The sequence below is a fragment of the Wenyingzhuangia gilva genome, assembly GCF_030519655.1.
GTDB classification, from domain to species: domain Bacteria; phylum Bacteroidota; class Bacteroidia; order Flavobacteriales; family Flavobacteriaceae; genus Wenyingzhuangia; species Wenyingzhuangia gilva.
The window spans coordinates 80545-99731 of sequence record NZ_JAUMIT010000003.1 but is presented as its reverse complement, the minus strand read 5'-3'; the positions used below and the strand labels follow the sequence as shown (position 1 = coordinate 99731).

12 protein-coding genes are annotated in these 19187 nt (G+C 31.9%); 10 read left to right on the top strand and 2 right to left on the bottom strand.

Annotation, left to right across the window (positions count from 1 at the left end; translation table 11 throughout):
• The first annotated feature begins 281 nt into the window (after positions 1-281).
• Positions 282-2387, top strand: coding sequence for an alpha-L-fucosidase (locus QVZ41_RS07450; protein ID WP_302883934.1), 2106 nt, complete (start codon positions 282-284; stop codon positions 2385-2387).
• Positions 2388-2494: 107 nt separating this feature from the next.
• Entirely contained in the window at positions 2495-4408 is a 1914-nt protein-coding gene (nagB, locus tag QVZ41_RS07445; protein ID WP_302883933.1) for a glucosamine-6-phosphate deaminase, read from the top strand.
• Between the two features lie 87 nt (positions 4409-4495).
• Here the strand turns inward: nagB and QVZ41_RS07440 are convergent, their stop codons facing one another.
• Both QVZ41_RS07440 and QVZ41_RS07435 read right to left on the bottom strand, forming a co-directional pair.
• Positions 4496-5212, bottom strand: coding sequence for a LytR/AlgR family response regulator transcription factor (locus QVZ41_RS07440; protein ID WP_302884186.1), 717 nt, complete (start codon positions 5210-5212; stop codon positions 4496-4498).
• A gap of 60 nt (positions 5213-5272) precedes the next feature.
• Positions 5273-6331 (bottom strand): sensor histidine kinase, encoded by a 1059-nt coding sequence (locus tag QVZ41_RS07435; protein WP_302883932.1) that lies wholly within the window; start codon positions 6329-6331, stop codon positions 5273-5275.
• Between the two features lie 123 nt (positions 6332-6454).
• Between QVZ41_RS07435 and QVZ41_RS07430 the strand changes: the two genes are divergently transcribed.
• The 8 genes from QVZ41_RS07430 to lacZ are packed head-to-tail and all read left to right on the top strand — an operon-like array spanning position 6455 to position 19187.
• Positions 6455-8698 carry a GH92 family glycosyl hydrolase gene (locus tag QVZ41_RS07430; RefSeq protein ID WP_302883931.1) on the top strand — a complete coding sequence of 748 codons (2244 nt, stop codon included), beginning with the start codon at positions 6455-6457 and terminating at the stop codon, positions 8696-8698.
• Between the two features lie 36 nt (positions 8699-8734).
• Positions 8735-10612, top strand: coding sequence for a sodium:solute symporter family protein (locus tag QVZ41_RS07425; RefSeq protein ID WP_302883930.1), 1878 nt, complete (start codon positions 8735-8737; stop codon positions 10610-10612).
• 43 nt (positions 10613-10655) lie between these two features.
• Positions 10656-11621, top strand: a complete 966-nt coding sequence (locus QVZ41_RS07420) for a glycoside hydrolase family 130 protein (RefSeq protein ID WP_302883929.1) — start codon at positions 10656-10658, stop codon at positions 11619-11621.
• A gap of 3 nt (positions 11622-11624) precedes the next feature.
• On the top strand, positions 11625-12695 hold the full coding sequence (locus QVZ41_RS07415) for a carbohydrate-binding family 9-like protein (RefSeq protein ID WP_302883928.1): 1071 nt from the start codon (positions 11625-11627) through the stop codon (positions 12693-12695).
• A 56-nt stretch (positions 12696-12751) separates the two neighbouring features.
• Entirely contained in the window at positions 12752-13870 is a 1119-nt protein-coding gene (locus tag QVZ41_RS07410; RefSeq protein WP_302883927.1) for a glycoside hydrolase family 18 protein, read from the top strand.
• Between the two features lie 27 nt (positions 13871-13897).
• Positions 13898-14986 carry a family 10 glycosylhydrolase gene (locus QVZ41_RS07405; RefSeq protein ID WP_302883926.1) on the top strand — a complete coding sequence of 363 codons (1089 nt, stop codon included), beginning with the start codon at positions 13898-13900 and terminating at the stop codon, positions 14984-14986.
• 27 nt (positions 14987-15013) lie between these two features.
• Complete coding sequence (locus QVZ41_RS07400; protein ID WP_302883925.1) at positions 15014-16033, top strand: isoaspartyl peptidase/L-asparaginase family protein; 1020 nt, start codon at positions 15014-15016, stop codon at positions 16031-16033.
• A gap of 7 nt (positions 16034-16040) precedes the next feature.
• Complete coding sequence (lacZ, locus tag QVZ41_RS07395; protein WP_302883924.1) at positions 16041-19187, top strand: beta-galactosidase, LacZ type; 3147 nt, start codon at positions 16041-16043, stop codon at positions 19185-19187.

The window sequence follows — 19187 nt, the reverse complement described above, 5'->3', positions numbered from 1 at the left end:
GACGAAGGATAAAAATAACAATCTAAAGGATACAAATTAAGCTATTAAAAACTTTTTTTACAATATTGACAAAAGTGATAATATAAAAATATCAAACTATTAAAATAACTAGTAAATAAAAGTCATTTGTATAAAATATTGCACTTTTTTTCATTCCTAAATATTGTGTTTACCAACAACCAAAACATCCAATAGACTTTAAAAACCGTTATTAGTCGAAATAGTAAGTATTTATCTTTATTAATTTTGATATTAGCGTATTACTTGCTAAAACATTTATCATGATAAAAAATATTATTCCCTCTATTCTTATTGCTAGTGCTTTAGTTTTTTTTAGTAGTTGTAAAACTCCTGTTGCTCCTCCAACAGCAATTACCCCTATTCCATCTGAGAAACAGTTAAAATGGCACGACATGCAGTTTTATGCATTTACCCATTTTTCATTAAACACCTTTACTAATAAGGAATGGGGATATGGTGATGAATCTCCTGAACTTTTCAACCCATCTGCTTTAGATACCAGACAATGGGCAAGAATTGTAAAAGAAGCAGGAATGAAGGGTATTATTATTACCGCCAAACACCACGATGGTTTTTGTTTATGGCCATCGGCTTATACAGAACGCTCCGTTAAAAATTCTCCATGGAAAAATGGTCAAGGAGATGTGGTTAAAGAGTTGGCTGAAGCTTGTAAAGAATACGGATTAAAATTAGGAATCTATCTTTCTCCATGGGATAGAAATCACCCAGAATACGGAAAACCAGGTTATATCACTTATTTTAGAAATCAGCTAAAAGAACTATTAACCAATTATGGAGATGTTTTTGAAATTTGGTTTGATGGTGCTAATGGAGGTGATGGGTATTATGGTGGTGCCAATGAAATGAGAAAAATTAACACCTTAGAATATTACAATTGGGAAGAGACTTATAAAATGATATATGATCTTTCTCCTAATACGCTTACTTGGGGAGTTGGTCCATCAGAAGCAAGATGGATTGGGAATGAAGAAGGAAGAGCTGGTAAAACCAATTGGGCTCCACTACGCCAAAAAGATGAATTGGCTGGAAAAGTTCATTATACCGAATTTATGCAAGGACATATTGATGGTGAAAAATGGGTGCCAGGAGAAGCTGATGTTTCTACAAGACCTGGATGGTTTTATCATGAAGTAGAAGATGACAAAGTAAGACCTATTGAAGAAATGGTTGACATTTATTATGAGTCTATTGGTAGAAATGCCAATCTTTTATTAAACATTCCTATAGACAAAAGAGGACTTGTAAATGAACATGATGAAGCCCGATTAAAAGAATTAGCCGCGATTATTAAAGCTGATTTTAAAACTGAATTACTTGTTAACAGTAAAGTATCTGCTACTGATGTGCGTGGTAATGATGATACTTATGCTGCAGAAAATGTAATCAACAATCAAAAAGATAATTATTGGGCTACCAATGACAGTATTAAATCGGCCTCAATTACTTTTGAATTTAATCAACCTACGGATATCAACAGATTGCTTTTACAAGAATATGTAAAACTAGGTCAACGTGTTAAAACTTTTAATGTGCAAGCCAATATCAATGGAGTATGGAAAACCATAGCTAACGAAACTACTATTGGATACAAAAGAATTCTTAGATTTCCTCGTATCAAAGCAAATGCTATTAAAGTTAACATTACCGATGCTAAAGGATGTTTAGTAATTTCAGCTATCAAAGCTTACAACGCCCCTACCTTGGTACATTCACCAAGTATAGCGCGTAACAAAAACGGCTTGGTAACTTTAACTACAAACAAGAAAAATAAAATATTTTACACCCTAGATGGTTCTACCCCAACAATCAATAGTTTATTATACAAAAAACCATTTATATACAATGAGGCTGTAAAAATAAAAGCCATTAGTTTTAATTCTCAAGAAAATATTTTTAGTGCTGTAACAGCATCAAACTATGGAAAATCAAAAGAAAAGTGGAAGGTTGTTACTGCTACTAGTGGTGATTTAAACACTGCTGATAAAATTATTGATGGAAACCCAAGAACTACTTGGGGATTAGGAAGTGATGAACATAAACTTCCACAAGAAATTATCATTGACATGGGAAGTCAATTAACCATTAACGGATTTACTTATTTCCCTCAACAGGTAGGAAGTAATTTGTATTTAATTTCTAAATATGAATTTTATACAAGTATCAACAAAACAAAATGGATCAAACAATCAGCAGGAGAGTTTTCTAACATCAAAAATAACCCTATAGAACAAATAAAAACCTTTAAAAGCTGTAAAGCCAGATACTTGAAATTTGTAGCCAAGGCATCTATCGGAAATTCAAACAGTGTTGCTATTGGAGAAATTGGTGTATTAGAAGATAAATAAATTAAACATCACTCCTTTAGGGCTTTAAAATGGTTACTAGTCGAATTTATATCACAAAAAAGATACATAGTAAGTAATTTTGGTATAAAAAATTAGCAATCCAAAATATGAATAAAGAAGGAATACATTATAAGGAAGCTGGAAAATTTGAAGAAACTCGTTTTGAGAAAATTCACAATATTATTTTTGAATCCTCTTTGGAAGCTTCAATACTTGTTGCCAAAGAAATAGCAAATTTAATTGAACGTAAAGAAGAAATAAACGAACCATGTGTACTTGGGTTGTCTACAGGATCATCTCCTATTAAAGTTTATGAAGAACTTGTTAGATTACATAAGGAAGAAGGTTTGAGTTTTAAAAACGTAGTGACTTTTAATTTGGATGAATATTATCCTATGGATAAAAACAACATTCAAAGTTATCATTACTTTATGCATGACCATCTTTTTAATCATATTGATATTCTTCCTGAAAATATTAACATTCCCGACGGAACGGTTTGCTTTGAAGAAATTAGACAATATTGTATTGATTATGATATGAAAATTAAATCTTATGGAGGAATTGATTTTCAACTTTTAGGAATTGGAAGAACAGGACATATTGGATTTAATGAGCCTGGTTCACATATCAATTCTGGAACAAGACACGTTACTTTAGACCATGTTACTCGTAGAGATGCCGCTTCTTCTTTTTTAGGAATAGACAATGTACCTAGAAAAGCAATTACCATGGGAATTGACACCATTAGAAGAGCCAAAAGAATTGTGCTTTTAGGATGGGGAATTAGCAAAGCTAAAGTAATTAAAAAGGCCATTGAAGGAGAAATCACCTCAAATGTTCCTGCTACCTATTTGCAAGAACATAACAATACAAGTTTTGTTTTAGATAGTGAGGCTTCATCAGCACTGACAAGAGTACAAACGCCTTGGTTGGTAAAATCATGTATTTGGACAGAAGAATTAAAAGCCAAAGCGGTTATTTGGTTATGTGAATTGACCCAAAAGCCTTTTTTAAAATTAACTGACAAAGATTATAACGATCACGGAATGTCTCCTTTAATTGCAAAAGAGGGAAGCGCTTATGATTTAAACATAGAAATGTTTAACAAATTACAGCACACTATAACTGGTTGGCCTGGAGGAAAACCCAATGCCGATGATACAAATAGACCAGAACGTGCTATCCCAGACAAAAAAAGAGTCATTATTTTTAGTCCTCACCCCGATGATGATGTGATTTCTATGGGAGGTACTTTTAATCGTTTGGTGGAACAAGGTCATGAAGTTCATGTTGCTTATCAAACTTCGGGAAACATAGCCGTTTCAAACGAAGAAGCTTTAAAATTTGCAGAAGTCTCTACTTTTTTAAATGCTTCTTCAACGGAATCAGAAAACATTATAGAGTTCTTAAAAAACAAATCTAAAAACGATATTGACTCTGTAGAAGTTAGACGCTTAAAAGGATGGATTAGAAGGAGTGAATCATTAGGAGCAACCAGATACATGGGCGTTCCCGATGAAAATGTACATTTTTTAAATCTTCCTTTTTACGAAACAGGTACGGTAAAAAAAGACAATTTATCAGAAGCTGATATTAAAATTATGTGTGATTTGATAGAAAATATAAAACCACATCAAATTTATGCCGCTGGAGATTTGGCAGACCCACACGGGACACATAAAGTATGTTTAGACAGTTTGTTTGAAGCTTTAAAAGTCTTGAAACCAAAAAGTTTTATGAACGACTGTTGGGTTTGGTTATATCGTGGAGCTTGGCATGAATGGGAAACCTACCAAATTGAAATGGCGGTACCTATGAGTCCAGACCAAGTATTAAAAAAACGTCATGCTATTTTTTATCATCAATCTCAAAAAGATGGAGTCATGTTTCAAGGAGATGATGCTAGAGAGTTTTGGGTAAGAGCTGAAGATAGAAATAGAGAAACAGCAAAAAAATACAATGATTTAGGCTTAGCAGATTATGCTGCAATTGAAGCATTTAAGCGCTATCATTTTTAAGATATTAATACTTTTAGTTTAGTATTAGTTTGAGTTTTATTAAGTTAAGTTTTTGAAGGTTGTCAGGAGTGGCAACCTTCTTTTTGTTTATATAGAAGAGTTCAGTATTTTTTGCTTGGCCTCCTCTAAATAAGACCTACCAATTACATATCTTAAACCTTCTATTTCTATGCTATTTCCTTCTACTGCATCAATTTTATCAATGGCTACAGTATAAGATCGATGTATTCTTATAAAATCTCTTGAAGGCAATAAATTAGTAAAATCTGTTAAAGTACTATGTACAATATATCTTCCTGAAGTTGTGTTGATTTTTAAGTAATCTTTTAAACTTTCTATCACCAATATTTCATCTAAAAAGATTTTTTTCATTTTCTTTTTATCAATCTTTACAAAAAGAAAAGATCGTTCTTTTGAACTCTCTGTCCCAGAAGGTTTGGTTGATGAATCTAACCTTCTTTCTATCTTATTTAAAGATTTCATAAACCTTGGAAACTCAATAGGTTTCACCAAATAATCCAATACATCTAATTCATATGTTTCAATAGCAAATTCATCATAAGCACTTGTAATGACTAGTAAGGGAGGTTCCTCTAAACTTTTAATAAAATTTATTCCATCTAAAACAGGCATGTTGATATCTAAAAAAATAACATCTACTGAATTATTTTTTAAAAAGTTTAAACCATCTATTGCATTTCCAAACGTATTAACAATTTCAAAGTTTTCTATTTTTTCTAAATAGTTCTCTATGATGTTAATTGCTAGAGGTTCATCATCAATAATTAAACATTTTATTTTCATATACTTCCATAATATCTTTTCTGCCATCAAACAAAAAAAGTTCTTTGTTATAAAATTTCTTTAACCGACTTTAATTTTAAGCTTAACAATAAATTTATTCTCTTTACTCTTAAGTTTTAAATTATAATCCTTTTTATGATATCCTAATTCTAGCCTTTTTTTAACATTTTCTAAACCAATTCCACTTGACTGTTTTAAATTGTCTTTATGTTCTGTAACACTTGGTAATGGATTGGAAATTGAGAAGTATAAAAAATCTTCAACAATTTTAAATTTAATATTAATTTTTACTTTTCCTATGTTTTTATTTGCTCCGTGTTTAAAAGCGTTTTCAACAAAAGTTAACAACAGTATAGGGGCAATTTCTTTGTCTTGAATATCACCAGAAACTTTCACCTTAACCTCTAAAGATTCACTATGCCTAACCCTTTCTAAATCTAAGTAATTTTGAATACAAAGAATTTCGTTTTCTAATGTTTGCCTAGTTCCTCTTGTTTCATATAACAAATAACGCATTAACTCCGATAGCTTCAAAATTATTCTTGGAGTATTTTTAGATTGCACAACTGCCATCGAATAAATATTGTTTAATGTGTTAAAAAAGAAATGTGGAGAAATCTGATTTTTTAAAAACAACAATTCTGTTTGTAATTGTATTTTTTCTAAATCAGATACTCTTCTGTGTTCTTTTAAAAAGTCTAAAGTTATTTTTATAGCAGCTACAAATGCAACAACATACAACTCCCCTATCATCATATCTATCGTGTAGTTAAGAGATAATCTGTCAATAGGTTTTGGGCCTTCCGGCCAAACATTATGACTTATTAAAAAATAGGTTAAATTAAACTTAACCATTACCATGATAAATATGGCTGATAAAACAGAAATAACATATAAAAAGTATTTCTTTCTATAAATAAGTAAAGGCATCAATACAAAAATATTTAGGTAACACAAGGCCATGTGAATGGGAAAACCCAATAAGTTTGTTTTTAATGAATACAAATAATCATCAAAATAACTTCCCCAACGAAAGGTGTTAAATAAAAAATAGATGACCCAGAATATAACATGGTAATACCAAGATATTCTATATATTTTAATATCGTCAGAATTCATTCGATAAAAAGATTAAAAATTGAGTTTTTTGGTGTTTAGGGATGTAAACGTGTTATCCGTCTAAATTACTTTTATAAAACGTAAAATTAATGAAAATTTATACTTAAATAATGTTAAACCACTATGAAGAACTTTAAATTATCTATTTTATTATTGGTTTTTATAACTAGTTGCAAAAATAACACAACTAGTAAGAATACTAATAAACAAACATTTACAAATGAAGTAAATCCTTTTATAGGAACAGGTGGTCACGGACATACTTACCCAGGAGCAACCGTTCCTTTTGGTATGTTACAAGTAAGTCCTGACAATGGAATTTCTAGCTGGGATTGGTGTTCTGGTTATCATTATACAGATTCTATTATGGTTGGTTTTAGTCACTTACACTTAAGTGGAACTGGAATTGGAGACTTGGCAGATATTTTATTGATGCCTTCCAACAAAAAAGTTGACTTAACTATTGACACCAAAAACAGAGATTCTATTCCTTATAAATCTACATACAGTCATAACAACGAGACTTCTAAGCCTGGATATTATCAAGTCTTTTTAGAAACTCCTAAGATTAACGTTGAGTTAACATCTTCACTAAGAACCGCTTATCATAAATATACTTTTACTAAAAATGATGAGCAATCAGTCGTGTTAGATTTAGGTTTTGCTATCAACTGGGACACTGCTTTAGATACACAAATCAACATAGAAAATGAATATACCATTAGTGGTTATCGTTTTAGTAAAGGATGGGCTAAAAATCAAAAAGTATTTTTTGTTGCAGAATTTTCTAAGCCAATAGCTCATTATAGTTTAGTAGCCAATCAAGAAAGTGTTGATGGAACGACTGTAAAAGCTGAAAAAACAAAATCACAATTATTTTTTAACACAGAAGATAGTGATGAATTGTTGGTAAAAGTAGCCGTATCATCAGTAAGCATTAACAATGCCAAAGAAAATTTAGATACAGATTTAAATTTTGACAACACAAAATCTAACGCCAATAATATTTGGGAAAACGCTTTGTCTAATATACAAGTAGAAACTCCAATAGATTCTCTTAAAACTATTTTTTACACAGCTATGTATCATACACAATTGGCTCCTGTAACTTTTAGTGATCAAAATGGTCAATTTAGAAAAGAAAATGATGCAATAGAAACTGCTAATAATTATATAGCCTATTCTACTTTATCTCTTTGGGACACTTTTAGAGCAGAAAATCCTTTATTGTCTATTATAGCCCCAGATAAAACCTCTGATATTATCAACTCTATGTTGGCCTATTATGAAACCCATAAAATTTTACCTGTATGGACATTGTATGCCAATGAAACCAATACCATGACAGGATATCATTCTATTCCAGTTATTGTAAATGCTTATAAAAATGGAATCAAAGGATTTGATATCGAAAAAGCTTACGAAGCGATGAAAACAACCATGATGCAAGACGAACGTGGTTTAAATTATTATAAAGAGTACGGATACATTCCTTATGAATTGTTAGATGAATCTGTAACCATTACGCTTGAATATGCTTATGATGATTGGTGTGTGGCACAAATGGCTAAAGAATTAGGAGAAATGGAAGACTATGAATTTTTCTTAAATCGTTCTAAAGCTTATGAGTACTTATTTGATGCTAAAACAGGATTCATGAGAGGAAAATCTAAAGATGGAAAATCATGGAACGAACCTTTTGATCCTAAACATTCTAATCACAGAGAACAGACAGATTATACCGAAGGAAATGCTTGGCAACACAGTTGGTTTGTCCCTCATAATGTAGACAACTTTATTTCATTACATGGTGGTGATGAAATTTTCACCACAAGATTAGAACAATTATTTACCGAAAGTTCTGAAATAACTGGTAATAATATTTCTGCTGATATTTCTGGATTGATTGGTCAATATGCACATGGAAACGAACCTAGTCACCACATTGCTTACATGTTTAATCATGCCAATCAACCATGGAGAACACAATATTGGGTTCGTCATATTTTAGATACTCAATATAACACAACTCCTAATGGATTAAGTGGAAATGAAGATTGTGGACAAATGTCTGCTTGGTATGTTTTTAGTTCTATAGGTTTATACCCTATGAATCCTGCTTCTGGAGATTACGAAATTGGAAGTCCAATATTTGAAAAATCTACCATCAAACTTGCCAATAATAAAACCTTTGTTATTAAGGCAGAAAATGTTTCAGATAAAAATATTTACATCCAATCTGCAACACTAAACAATCAAGCATTTAACAACACTTCTATTTCTCATCAACAAATCATGAAAGGTGGAACCTTAAAATTTGTCATGGGAGCTACACCTAATAAAAATTGGGGAACTGTTAACAAGTAAAATCTAAGAAATAATCAACATAAAACTATACTGAGCATGCACATTATTGATTTAACAATTATCATATCATACATCCTATTAACCGTAGGTGTAGGTATATGGATTTCTAAAAAAGCCTCAAAAGGATTAGATAGTTATTTTCTAGGAGGAAAATCTATCAAATGGTATTATTTAGGACTAAGTAATGGATCTGGAATGTTTGATATTTCTGGAACTACTTGGATGGTAGGAATTTTGTTTTTGTACGGTGTAAAAAGTTTTATGTTTATGTGGCTTTGGCCCATTTGGAATCAAATTTTTGTAATGATGTTTTTAGCCATTTGGATAAGAAGATCTAAAGTGATGACTGGTTCTGAGTGGATTTTAACTCGTTTTGGAAACGATAGATCTGGAAGGGCATCGCACATTATTGTAGCCATTTTTGCCATTGTTTCAGCCATCGGATTCATCGCTTACTTTTTTGAAGGAATTGGGAAGTTTATGACGGTTATTTTACCATGGGATTTAACCATTCTTATGGGAGATAGTACTTTTCTAAAATCAGAACAAACCTATGCACTTATCATCATTCTTTTAACAACCATTTATACCATTAAAGGAGGAATGTTTTCTGTAGTTGCTACCGAGGTATTACAATATGGAATTATGGTAGTTGCGGGTTTATTGGTAGCTGGTTATACCCTTATTTATTATACAGACGTTCAAATAAATGCTATCATTTCAGAAGAATGGAAAAACATTTTCTTTGGATGGGAATTAGATACACATTGGAGCGATAAATACAGTGCATTTAATAATTTGATAGATTCTGAAGGATACAAAATGTTTGGAGCCTTGGTAGGAATGTCTCTATTTAAAGGATTTTTTGCTAGTGTTGCAGGACCTACACCTAGTTACGATTTACAAAGAATTCTTTCTACCAAATCAGTAAAAGAAGCAGCTTACATGAGTGGTTTTACGAACTTAATTTTATTCATTCCTAGATATTTATTAATTGGTGGAATTGTAGTGATTGCCTTGGTTACATTGGCTCCACAAATGAATGCCAATCCATTATTAAGTGGAAATGATTTAGAGTTAATATTACCTACTATTATCAATTTTCATGTACCTGTCGGAATCAAAGGTTTGTTATTGGCTGGGTTATTAGCCGCATTTATGTCCACTTTTTCAGCTTTTGTAAATGCTGGTCCAGCTTATATAGTAAACGATATTTATAAGAAATATTTTAAGCCTGAAGCAACAAGTGAACATTATATCAAAGTAAGTCATATTGCATCATTTTTAGTTGTTGGTTTAGGAGTTTTTATGGGATTCTTTGCCAACTCCATCAACTCATTAACCCTTTGGATTACTAGTGCATTGTTTGGTGGTTATGTAGCTGCAAACTTTTTAAAATGGGTATGGTGGCGTTTTAACGGATGGGGATATTTTGGAGGAATGTTAGCAGGACTAGTTGTTGCTTCTTGTCAATTTGTTTTAGATCAAAACAAAGGAAATTTTGCAGAAGGAACTTTGTTATATGATTTAACAGAATTACAAGCCATTTACCTATTCCCTATCATTTTTACATTCTCTATTATTGGTTGTATTGTTGGTACTTTTTTAACAAAACCAACAGATATCAACGTATTAAAATCATTTTATACAAATGTAAGACCATGGGGTTGGTGGAAACCAATTTATACACAATTAAAAAATGAAGATGCTAGTTTTGAGAAAAACAAAGATTTTGCAAAAGATATGATGAACTGTACCGTTGGAATTATTTGGCAGTCAAGTATGATTGTTCTTCCAATTTTTCTACTGATTAGAGACTATCCAAAAACACTTATCTCTCTAGCCATTTTCTTAATTACCACCATATTTTTAAAGTTCACTTGGCTAGACGGTGTAAGAAAAATAAAAGACTAAAAAAATAAACAAAAACAAAATAAATTAATAAAAGAAACATACAATGAAAAATATTCCTTGGCAAGAAAAACCAGAAAACAGCAATGATGTTGTTTGGAGATATTCTAACAATCCAATAATCGATAGATATGCAATTCCTTCATCAAACAGTATTTTTAACAGTGCTGTAGTTCCTTTTGGAGATGGATTTGCAGGGGTTTTTAGATGTGATAACAAAGCAGTACAAATGAATATTTTTGCTGGTTTTAGTAAAGACGGAATCAATTGGGACATTAACCACGAACCTATTGTAATGCAGGCTGGAAACACCGATATGATTGAATCTGACTACAAGTATGATCCTCGTGTGGTATTTATAGAAGATAGATATTGGATTACATGGTGTAACGGATACAATGGTCCAACCATTGGTATTGGTTATACTTTTGATTTTAAAGAATTTTTTCAATGTGAAAATGCTTATTTACCATTCAACAGAAACGGTGTGTTGTTTCCTCAAAAAATAAACGGAAAATATGCCATGTTAAGTAGACCTAGTGATAATGGCCACACTCCTTTTGGAGATATATGGATTAGCTACAGTCCAGACATGAAGTACTGGGGAGAACATAGATTGGTGATGAAACCTACTCCTTTTGAAGATAGTGCATGGCAATGTACCAAAATTGGTGCGGGTCCAATTCCTATTTTAACAGATGAGGGTTGGTTGATGTTATATCATGGGGTTATTAACACTTGTAATGGATTCCGTTATTCTATGGGAGCTGCAATATTAGATACAGATCAACCAGACAAAGTAAAATACAGAACACAACCTTATTTATTAGCTCCTGCTGAATTGTATGAGCAAGTTGGTGATGTAGGAAATGTAGTATTCCCTTGTGCTGCTTTACATGATGTTGAAGAAGACAAATTAGCCATTTATTACGGAGCTGCAGACACTGTTGTTTCTATGGCATTTGGTAAATTAAGTGAAGTGGTTGAATTTACAAAAAACAATAGTTTATAAAATATGAGAGGTAGATTTACATTATTATCCCTAGCCATTGGTTGCACTTCATTATTAAGTTGTGCCCAAACGGAAAACAAAATCACTCCTAAACAATTTATTGCCTACAAAACGTCTCAAGAAATGGTAATAGACGGTCAAGGTAATGAAGATGCTTGGAAAAAAGCCGAGTGGTCTGATGCTTTTATTGATATTGAAGGAATTGAAAAACCTAAATATGATACAAAAGTAAAAATGCTATGGGATGATAAATACTACTACATTCTTGCAAAAATGGAGGAACCTCACGTTTGGGCAACTTTAAAACAACGTGATACCATTATTTTTTATAACAATGATTTTGAAGTTTTTATAGATCCAGATGGAGATACTCAAAATTATTATGAATTAGAAATTAATGCTTTAAATACGGCTTGGGATTTGTTTATCAACAAGCCGTATAGAGAGCAAAATGTGGTGCTAAATGATTGGAATCTTACAGGATTAAAATCAGCCGTTACCATTGATGGAACGCTTAACAACCCTAAGGATACCGACAAAGGATGGACCTTAGAAATTGCCATTCCTTGGAAAGCATACCGAGCTTCTTATTTTCATCAAAATGTACCAAAAGATAATTTTTGGAAGGTTAATTTTTCAAGAGTCAATTGGCAACATGATATCACCAATGGAAAATATACTCGTAAAAAAGATGCCAACGGTAAGTTTCTTCCAGAATACAATTGGGTATGGTCTCCAATGGGCGTAATTAACATGCACGAACCTGAAAAATGGGGATATGTTTATTTTTCATCAAAAGAAGTTGGAAAAAAAGACAATTTTACCATACCACAAGATGACAAAGTAAAATGGGAATTATACACTTTGTACAGAGCTCAAAAAAACTACTATAAAACACATCAAACATGGGCTAAAACCATGGATAAAATCCTTAAAGAGGAAGTAATTTTGGCAGGTCAAAAATTAAGTTTCCAATTAGAAAATCACGCTAGCGGATATAACATCATCACGACTAGTCCTTTTTCTAAAAAAACATACATCATTAAAGAAAACGGTCAAGTTTTTGAAAAATAAAAATTAATAAAAAACAGTTAATTTTAATAGCAAACCAATTAAATCATACATCACAAATGAAATCAATTTACATCCTATTAATTACGAGCTTATTTTTTGCTTGTTCTAGCTTACAAAAAAAGCAAGACGAAAAACAAGATTTAAAAGTAATTGGTTATGTAGCAGGTTATGAAGATTTTGATCCTGCTAATATTGATGCTAAAAAATTAACACACATCAACTATGCATTTGCCAATATTGTAGATGGAAATGTGGCTTTTGAATTGCCTGCAGATAGTTTAAAAATTGTACACACGCTTAACTTAAGAAAACAAAATCCTGATTTAAAAGTATTGTTCTCTATAGGTGGTTGGGTTTGGTCTGATCAATTCTCAGATGTTGCAGCCTACCAGGATTCAAGAGTTAAATTTGCCAAAAGTGCTGTAGATTTAATGAAATCTTATGGCTTTGATGGAATAGATATCGATTGGGAATTCCCCGGTCAACGTGAAGAAGACAATGTTTTTAGACCTGTAGATAAAGACAATTTTACTTTGCTTTTAAAAGAATTACGTAAGCAATTAGAATTAGTAGAAAAAGTAGATAACACCCATTATTTATTAACCATTGCTTCTGGTGCCAATCAACTTTATATTGATAATACAAATTTAAAAGAAGCACATCAATATCTTGATTTTATCAATGTGATGTGTTATGACTATTACAACGGATGGTTTCATCAAACAGGACACCATGCCAACCTATATCCATCTAAACATGAAAAATATGGAGGAAATAGTGGACTTGAAGCTATTGAAAGACATTTAAAAGCTGGAGTACCTGCCAACAAGTTAATTATGGGAATTCCATTTTACGGAAGAAGATGGGAACAAGTAAATCCTAAAAACAACGGTTTGTATCAAACTGCAAAAACAGCCAATAGCATTGTTGCTAGATGGAAAATATTAGAAGAAATGAAATCAGGTAAATTCCAAGAATTCTATGATGAATCTGCCAAAGCCTCTTACTTGTGGAATGCTCAAGATCGAATTTTTATTTCATGGGAAACCCCTAAAGAAATAGAAACCAAAGCAGCTTTTATAAAAAAACATCAATTAGGAGGTGCTATGTTTTGGGAATATAGTTTAGATAACAATCAAGAACTATTAAATCAACTAGACAAAAGCATCCACTAAAAACTAACAAATACCTACCCATAAATTATGAACTATTTTAAATTACTTATCATCTCATTATTTTTTGTGGCTTGCAATCAACAAAAGCAAGATTCATCAAAAGTTGAAAAAAATGTATTTGAATTTGGTGTATGGACCACTGCAAATCCATCAAAAACAAATGAAGATTATATTGCTGAATTCAAAAAATATAAAGACGGTGGTATTGATGAAGTATTGATCAACACCAATACAGATCCAGAATTATTAAAAAGATTGGTTCCACTTGCTACACAACAAGGTTTAAAAGTTCATGCTTGGATCATGACTATGAATCGCCCAGGAGATACTATTGCCTTAAAACATCCTGACTGGTATATGGTCAGTAGAAATGGTAAATCTTGTTTTGATGACAGACCTTATGTAGATTATTACCAATGGTTATCCCCTAGTCATCCAGAAGCTCGTGAACACATATATGGATTGTTAGAAGAATTGGCAAAAGTTGAAGGAATAGAAAGTGTACATTTAGATTACATTCGCTACCCTGATGTGTTTTTACCTGTAGGTTTATTGCCTAAATACAACTTAGAACAAAACACAGAATTACCAGATTATGACTTTGATTATTCTGATGCTAGTGTAAATGCATTTATAAAAGAGTTTGGAAAAGATCCTAGAAAAATGGAACATCCTGAAATTGATATGGAATGGAAAAACTTTCGTTTAAATCAAATTAAAAACGTGGTAGACCATGCTTATGAAATTGCTCACAAACACGGAAAAACATTAACGGCTGCAGTATTCCCTTACCCTGAAATGGCAGACCATATGGTTCGTCAACGTTGGGACAAATGGAATATTGATGAAGTCTACCCAATGATTTATCATAACTTTTATAATGAAGGTGCCAATTGGGTTGGTTTTGCCACCAAACAAGGAGTTGAAGATTTAAAAGGAAGAAAAACTAAATTAAATACAGGTATTTATATTCCCGGGGTGAATTCTCAAGAAGAATTAAAAGAAACCATTTTACTAGCTAAAAAAATGGGAGCCAAAGGTGTTTCTTTCTTTGATGGAAATGCTTTAACCGAAGAAGATTTAAAAACCATAAAAGAAATAAAAGCGAGTTTATAATAACAAGGACTCATAAAACTTAATATCATGTCAAACAGAAGAGATTTCATCAAAAAAACTGCCTTAGGAACCATCGGATTAGGGACTGCTTTAGGAGCAAATGCCATGTTAAAATCTGAAAGTTCTAAAGAAAATACCATCAAAAAAAACAAGAAAAAACCATTAATTATATCTACATGGAATCATGGATTACCTGCCAATGAGGAAACTTGGAAACAATTAAAAAATGGAAAACCTACGTTAGATGCTATTGAGGCTGGAATGATGATTCCCGAAGGAGATCCAAAAGTGAGAAGTGTTGGTTATGGTGGATATCCAGACAGAGAAGGTCACGTTACCTTAGATGCTTGTATCATGGATCACAATAGTGATTGTGGTTCAGTATGTTTTTTAGAAGGAATCAAACATCCTATTTCTGTAGCCAAAAGAGTTTTACAAAATACTCCACATGTAATGCTATCTGGTGAAGGAGCTCTACAATTTGCTCTTGAAGAAGGATTTAAAAAAGAAAACTTATTAACACCAGAGTCTGAAAAAGATTGGAAAAACTGGTTAGAAGCCTCAAAATACAAACCTGTCATCAACATAGAAAATCACGATACCATTAGTATGTTGGTCATTGACAATGATGGAAATATTTCTGGAGGTTGTACTACTAGTGGTGCTGCTTGGAAAATGCACGGTCGTGTGGGAGACTCCCCTATTATTGGTGCTGGATTGTTTTTAGACAATGAAGTGGGAGCTGCTGCAGCTACAGGTTTAGGAGAAGCTGTTATTAGAACTGCTGGTAGCGCTATGGTTGTTGAGTTAATGAGACAAGGAAAAAGCCCAAACCAAGCTTGTAAAGAAATTGTGGAACGTATTTACGACAAACATAAAAACCATAGAGATATGGAATATTTACAAGTAGGATTTATTGCTGTAAACAAAGAAGGTGAATACGGTGGATATAGCTTAAGATCTGGATTTAATTACGCTGTTTACGATGAAAAAAACGGAAACAGAATGGAAGATTCTAAATTTAAAATGACTTGGGACGATAAATAAAAACTTAATGAAAACCAACCCCTATATATTATTCTTATTTGTTTTAAGCTCATTTTTAAGCAGGGCTCAAGATTCTATTCCTTATTGGCAAAACCAAAATATTAATGAGGAAAATAGACTTCCTATGCACGCTTCTTACTATGTATATAATAATTTAGAAGATGCTACTTTAAATGATTGGAAACAGGCTAAAAACTACCTAAATCTAAACGGAGTTTGGAAGTTTAAATATGTAAATGCTCCCTCAGAAATTCCAAAAGGATTTGAAAAAAATGATTATAACGACACCACTTGGGATGATTTTAAAATTCCTGCCAATTGGGATGTCAACGGATATGGTGATCCTGTTTACACCAACACCACTTATGACTTTGACAATATCATTGAGGTAAACCCACCAACGGTTCCTACAAGTTATAACCCCATAGGTATCTATAGAAAAGAAATTACTATTGATGAAAGTTGGGAAAAAGAAACCATTCTTTTACATGTAGGTGCTGCAAAATCTAATCTTACCGTATATGTAAACGGACACTATGTAGGTTATGGTGAAGACAGCAAACTACCACAAGAGTTTAATTTAAGTTCATTTTTACATACAGGAAAAAACACCATTGTGTTAAAAGTGATGAAATGGAATGATGGTTCTTATTTAGAATGTCAGGATTTTTGGAGAATGAGTGGAATTACTAGAGATTCTTACTTGTACACCAGAAATAACACACATTTGGTTGATTTTGAAATCACTCCAGATTTAGACAAAACTTACACTGATGGAACTTTAAATATTAAAACTATTTTTTCTACCATTGAAAAGAAAAACAAGTACAAGCTAGAGGTTCAATTAAAAAACAAGGATAAATTAATTAGCACTGAAAATTTTAAAATTAATAACGAAACACGTAAGAACAGTCTTCAATTTAAGGTAATCAATCCTAAAAAATGGACTGCTGATACCCCTAATCTTTATCAAGTAAATTTTATCTTAAAAGATAAAAAAGATAGAGTTGTTGAAGTTATTACTCAGAATGTTGGTTTTAGAAAAATAGAAATTAAAAATGGCCAATTATTGGTAAACGGTAAAGCTATTTATATCAAAGGGATCAACCGCCAAGAAACTGATCCTACCACCGGACAAACCATTTCTAGAGAAAGAATGGAGCAAGACCTTAAACTTTTAAAAGAGTTTAACATGAATGCCGTAAGAATGTCTCACTACCCTAACGATGAATACTTTTATGACCTTTGTGACAAGTATGGAATCTATTTGGTAGATGAAGCCAATTTAGAATCTCACGGAATGGGTTACGATTTTACCAGAACTTTGGGAAACAAACCTGATTGGGAAAAAGCACATTTACAAAGAATTCAGAGAATGGTAGAAAGAGATAAAAATCATCCTTCTATTATTATTTGGAGTATGGGGAATGAGGCCGGAAACGGATATAATTTTTACCAAGCTTATTTATGGTTAAAAGATAAAGATCCATCAAGACCCATTCAATACGAAAGAACTTCTACAGCTGGTTGGGAAGGAAAATCTATGAAGTTTGATTGGAATTCAGATATTATTTGTCCGCAATACAGTTCTCCTAAAGGAATGCAAGAGTATATTGATTTTAACCCAAATAGAAAACGTCCTTATATTTTAAGTGAATATGCACATGCGATGGGGAATTCTATGGGGAACTTTAAAGATTATTGGGATTTGTTTAGAAGTGTAGACAATTTTCAAGGTGGGTTTATTTGGGACATGATAGATCAATCAATTTACAAAACTCAAAAAGATGGAACCAAAACTTTTGCTTACGGTGGAGACTTTGGTCCTAAAAATGTACCTAGTGCCAACAACTTTTTAAACAATGGTGTTTTTAATCCAGAAAGAAAACCAAATCCTCATGCTTTTGAAGCTAAAAATGTGCTGCAAAATATTTTAACTTCTTGGGAAGATAAAAACACTTACAAGCTAAAAGTTTTCAATGAATTTTTCTTTAAAAATCTTAGCAATGTAAGTTTACACTGGCAATTAATATTAGATGGAAAACCTGATTTAGATGGAGTTATTGATGTTTTAGATATTCAACCTCAACAATACAAAACCTACTCCTTGCCTATTTCTTTAAAGGGAAAAACATATCAAGAAGCTTTTGTAAATATTAGTTATCATTTAAAAAGTAAAGAACCCTTTTTATCAAAAGGATATGAAATTGCCAAAGAACAACTTCATGTACATGGAACATGGAAAAATGATATTTCTTTAAATACAACTTCAAAGTTAAATATTCATCAAACAAATAAGGATGTAACTTTTAGTGGAAAAGATATCAGCATTACTTTTAATAAAAAAACAGGTTTTATTGAGGACTATAGCTATCATCAACAAAACATTTTAAAAGAAGGAACTGCCATTCGTCCTAATTTTTGGAGAGCTCCAACGGACAATGACATGGGAGCTAGTTTTCAGAAAAACTTATTGCCTTGGAAGCAAGCTAGTGAAAATCCTAATTTAAAAAGTTTTAAATACTACAGAACCAAAAACAATAGCATTATTGTAACATCTGAATATCATTTACCACAAGTTTCTGCTGATTTAATCTTGACTTATGAAATTAATAATCATGGAGAAATCATCATTCATCAATCTTTAAATATCGATGAGAACATTAAAACTCCCATTTTACCAAGATTTGGAATGGAAATGATATTACCAAAAAGTTTTGATCATATTTCATACTACGGAAGAGGACCTATAGAAAATTATGTAGATAGAAAATACAATACACAAGTAGGTCTTTACAACCAAACAGTTTCTGAGCAATATTACCCATATATCCGTCCGCAAGAAACAGGAAACAAAACCGATGTTAGATGGCTTTCTTTAAACAAACAAAACATCAACTTAAAAATTACTTCTGATGAGTTGTTTAGCATGACAGCTTTACACTATTTAACAAGTGATTTAGATGATGGGTTAGAAAAAAATCAAAGACATGCTTCTGACATAAAAGAAAGAGAATTAACCAGTCTTAAAATTGACAGCAAGCAAATGGGACTTGGTGGTATAGATAGTTGGAGTGCTTGGCCAATGGAAAAATATTTGCTTCGCCAAAAAAACTATCAATATCAATTTAAAATAACACCTTCAAAAAAATAA

Coding starts and splice junctions, on each gene's coding strand:
- QVZ41_RS07405 (WP_302883926.1), top strand. CDS start 13,898: ATGAACTATTTTAAATTACTTATCATCTCATTATTTTTTGTGGCTTGC.
- QVZ41_RS07435 (WP_302883932.1), bottom strand. CDS start 6,331: ATGAATTCTGACGATATTAAAATATATAGAATATCTTGGTATTACCAT.
- QVZ41_RS07450 (WP_302883934.1), top strand. CDS start 282: ATGATAAAAAATATTATTCCCTCTATTCTTATTGCTAGTGCTTTAGTT.
- QVZ41_RS07420 (WP_302883929.1), top strand. CDS start 10,656: ATGAAAAATATTCCTTGGCAAGAAAAACCAGAAAACAGCAATGATGTT.
- nagB (WP_302883933.1), top strand. CDS start 2,495: ATGAATAAAGAAGGAATACATTATAAGGAAGCTGGAAAATTTGAAGAA.
- QVZ41_RS07400 (WP_302883925.1), top strand. CDS start 15,014: ATGTCAAACAGAAGAGATTTCATCAAAAAAACTGCCTTAGGAACCATC.
- lacZ (WP_302883924.1), top strand. CDS start 16,041: ATGAAAACCAACCCCTATATATTATTCTTATTTGTTTTAAGCTCATTT.
- QVZ41_RS07440 (WP_302884186.1), bottom strand. CDS start 5,212: ATGAAAATAAAATGTTTAATTATTGATGATGAACCTCTAGCAATTAAC.
- QVZ41_RS07415 (WP_302883928.1), top strand. CDS start 11,625: ATGAGAGGTAGATTTACATTATTATCCCTAGCCATTGGTTGCACTTCA.
- QVZ41_RS07430 (WP_302883931.1), top strand. CDS start 6,455: ATGAAGAACTTTAAATTATCTATTTTATTATTGGTTTTTATAACTAGT.
- QVZ41_RS07410 (WP_302883927.1), top strand. CDS start 12,752: ATGAAATCAATTTACATCCTATTAATTACGAGCTTATTTTTTGCTTGT.
- QVZ41_RS07425 (WP_302883930.1), top strand. CDS start 8,735: ATGCACATTATTGATTTAACAATTATCATATCATACATCCTATTAACC.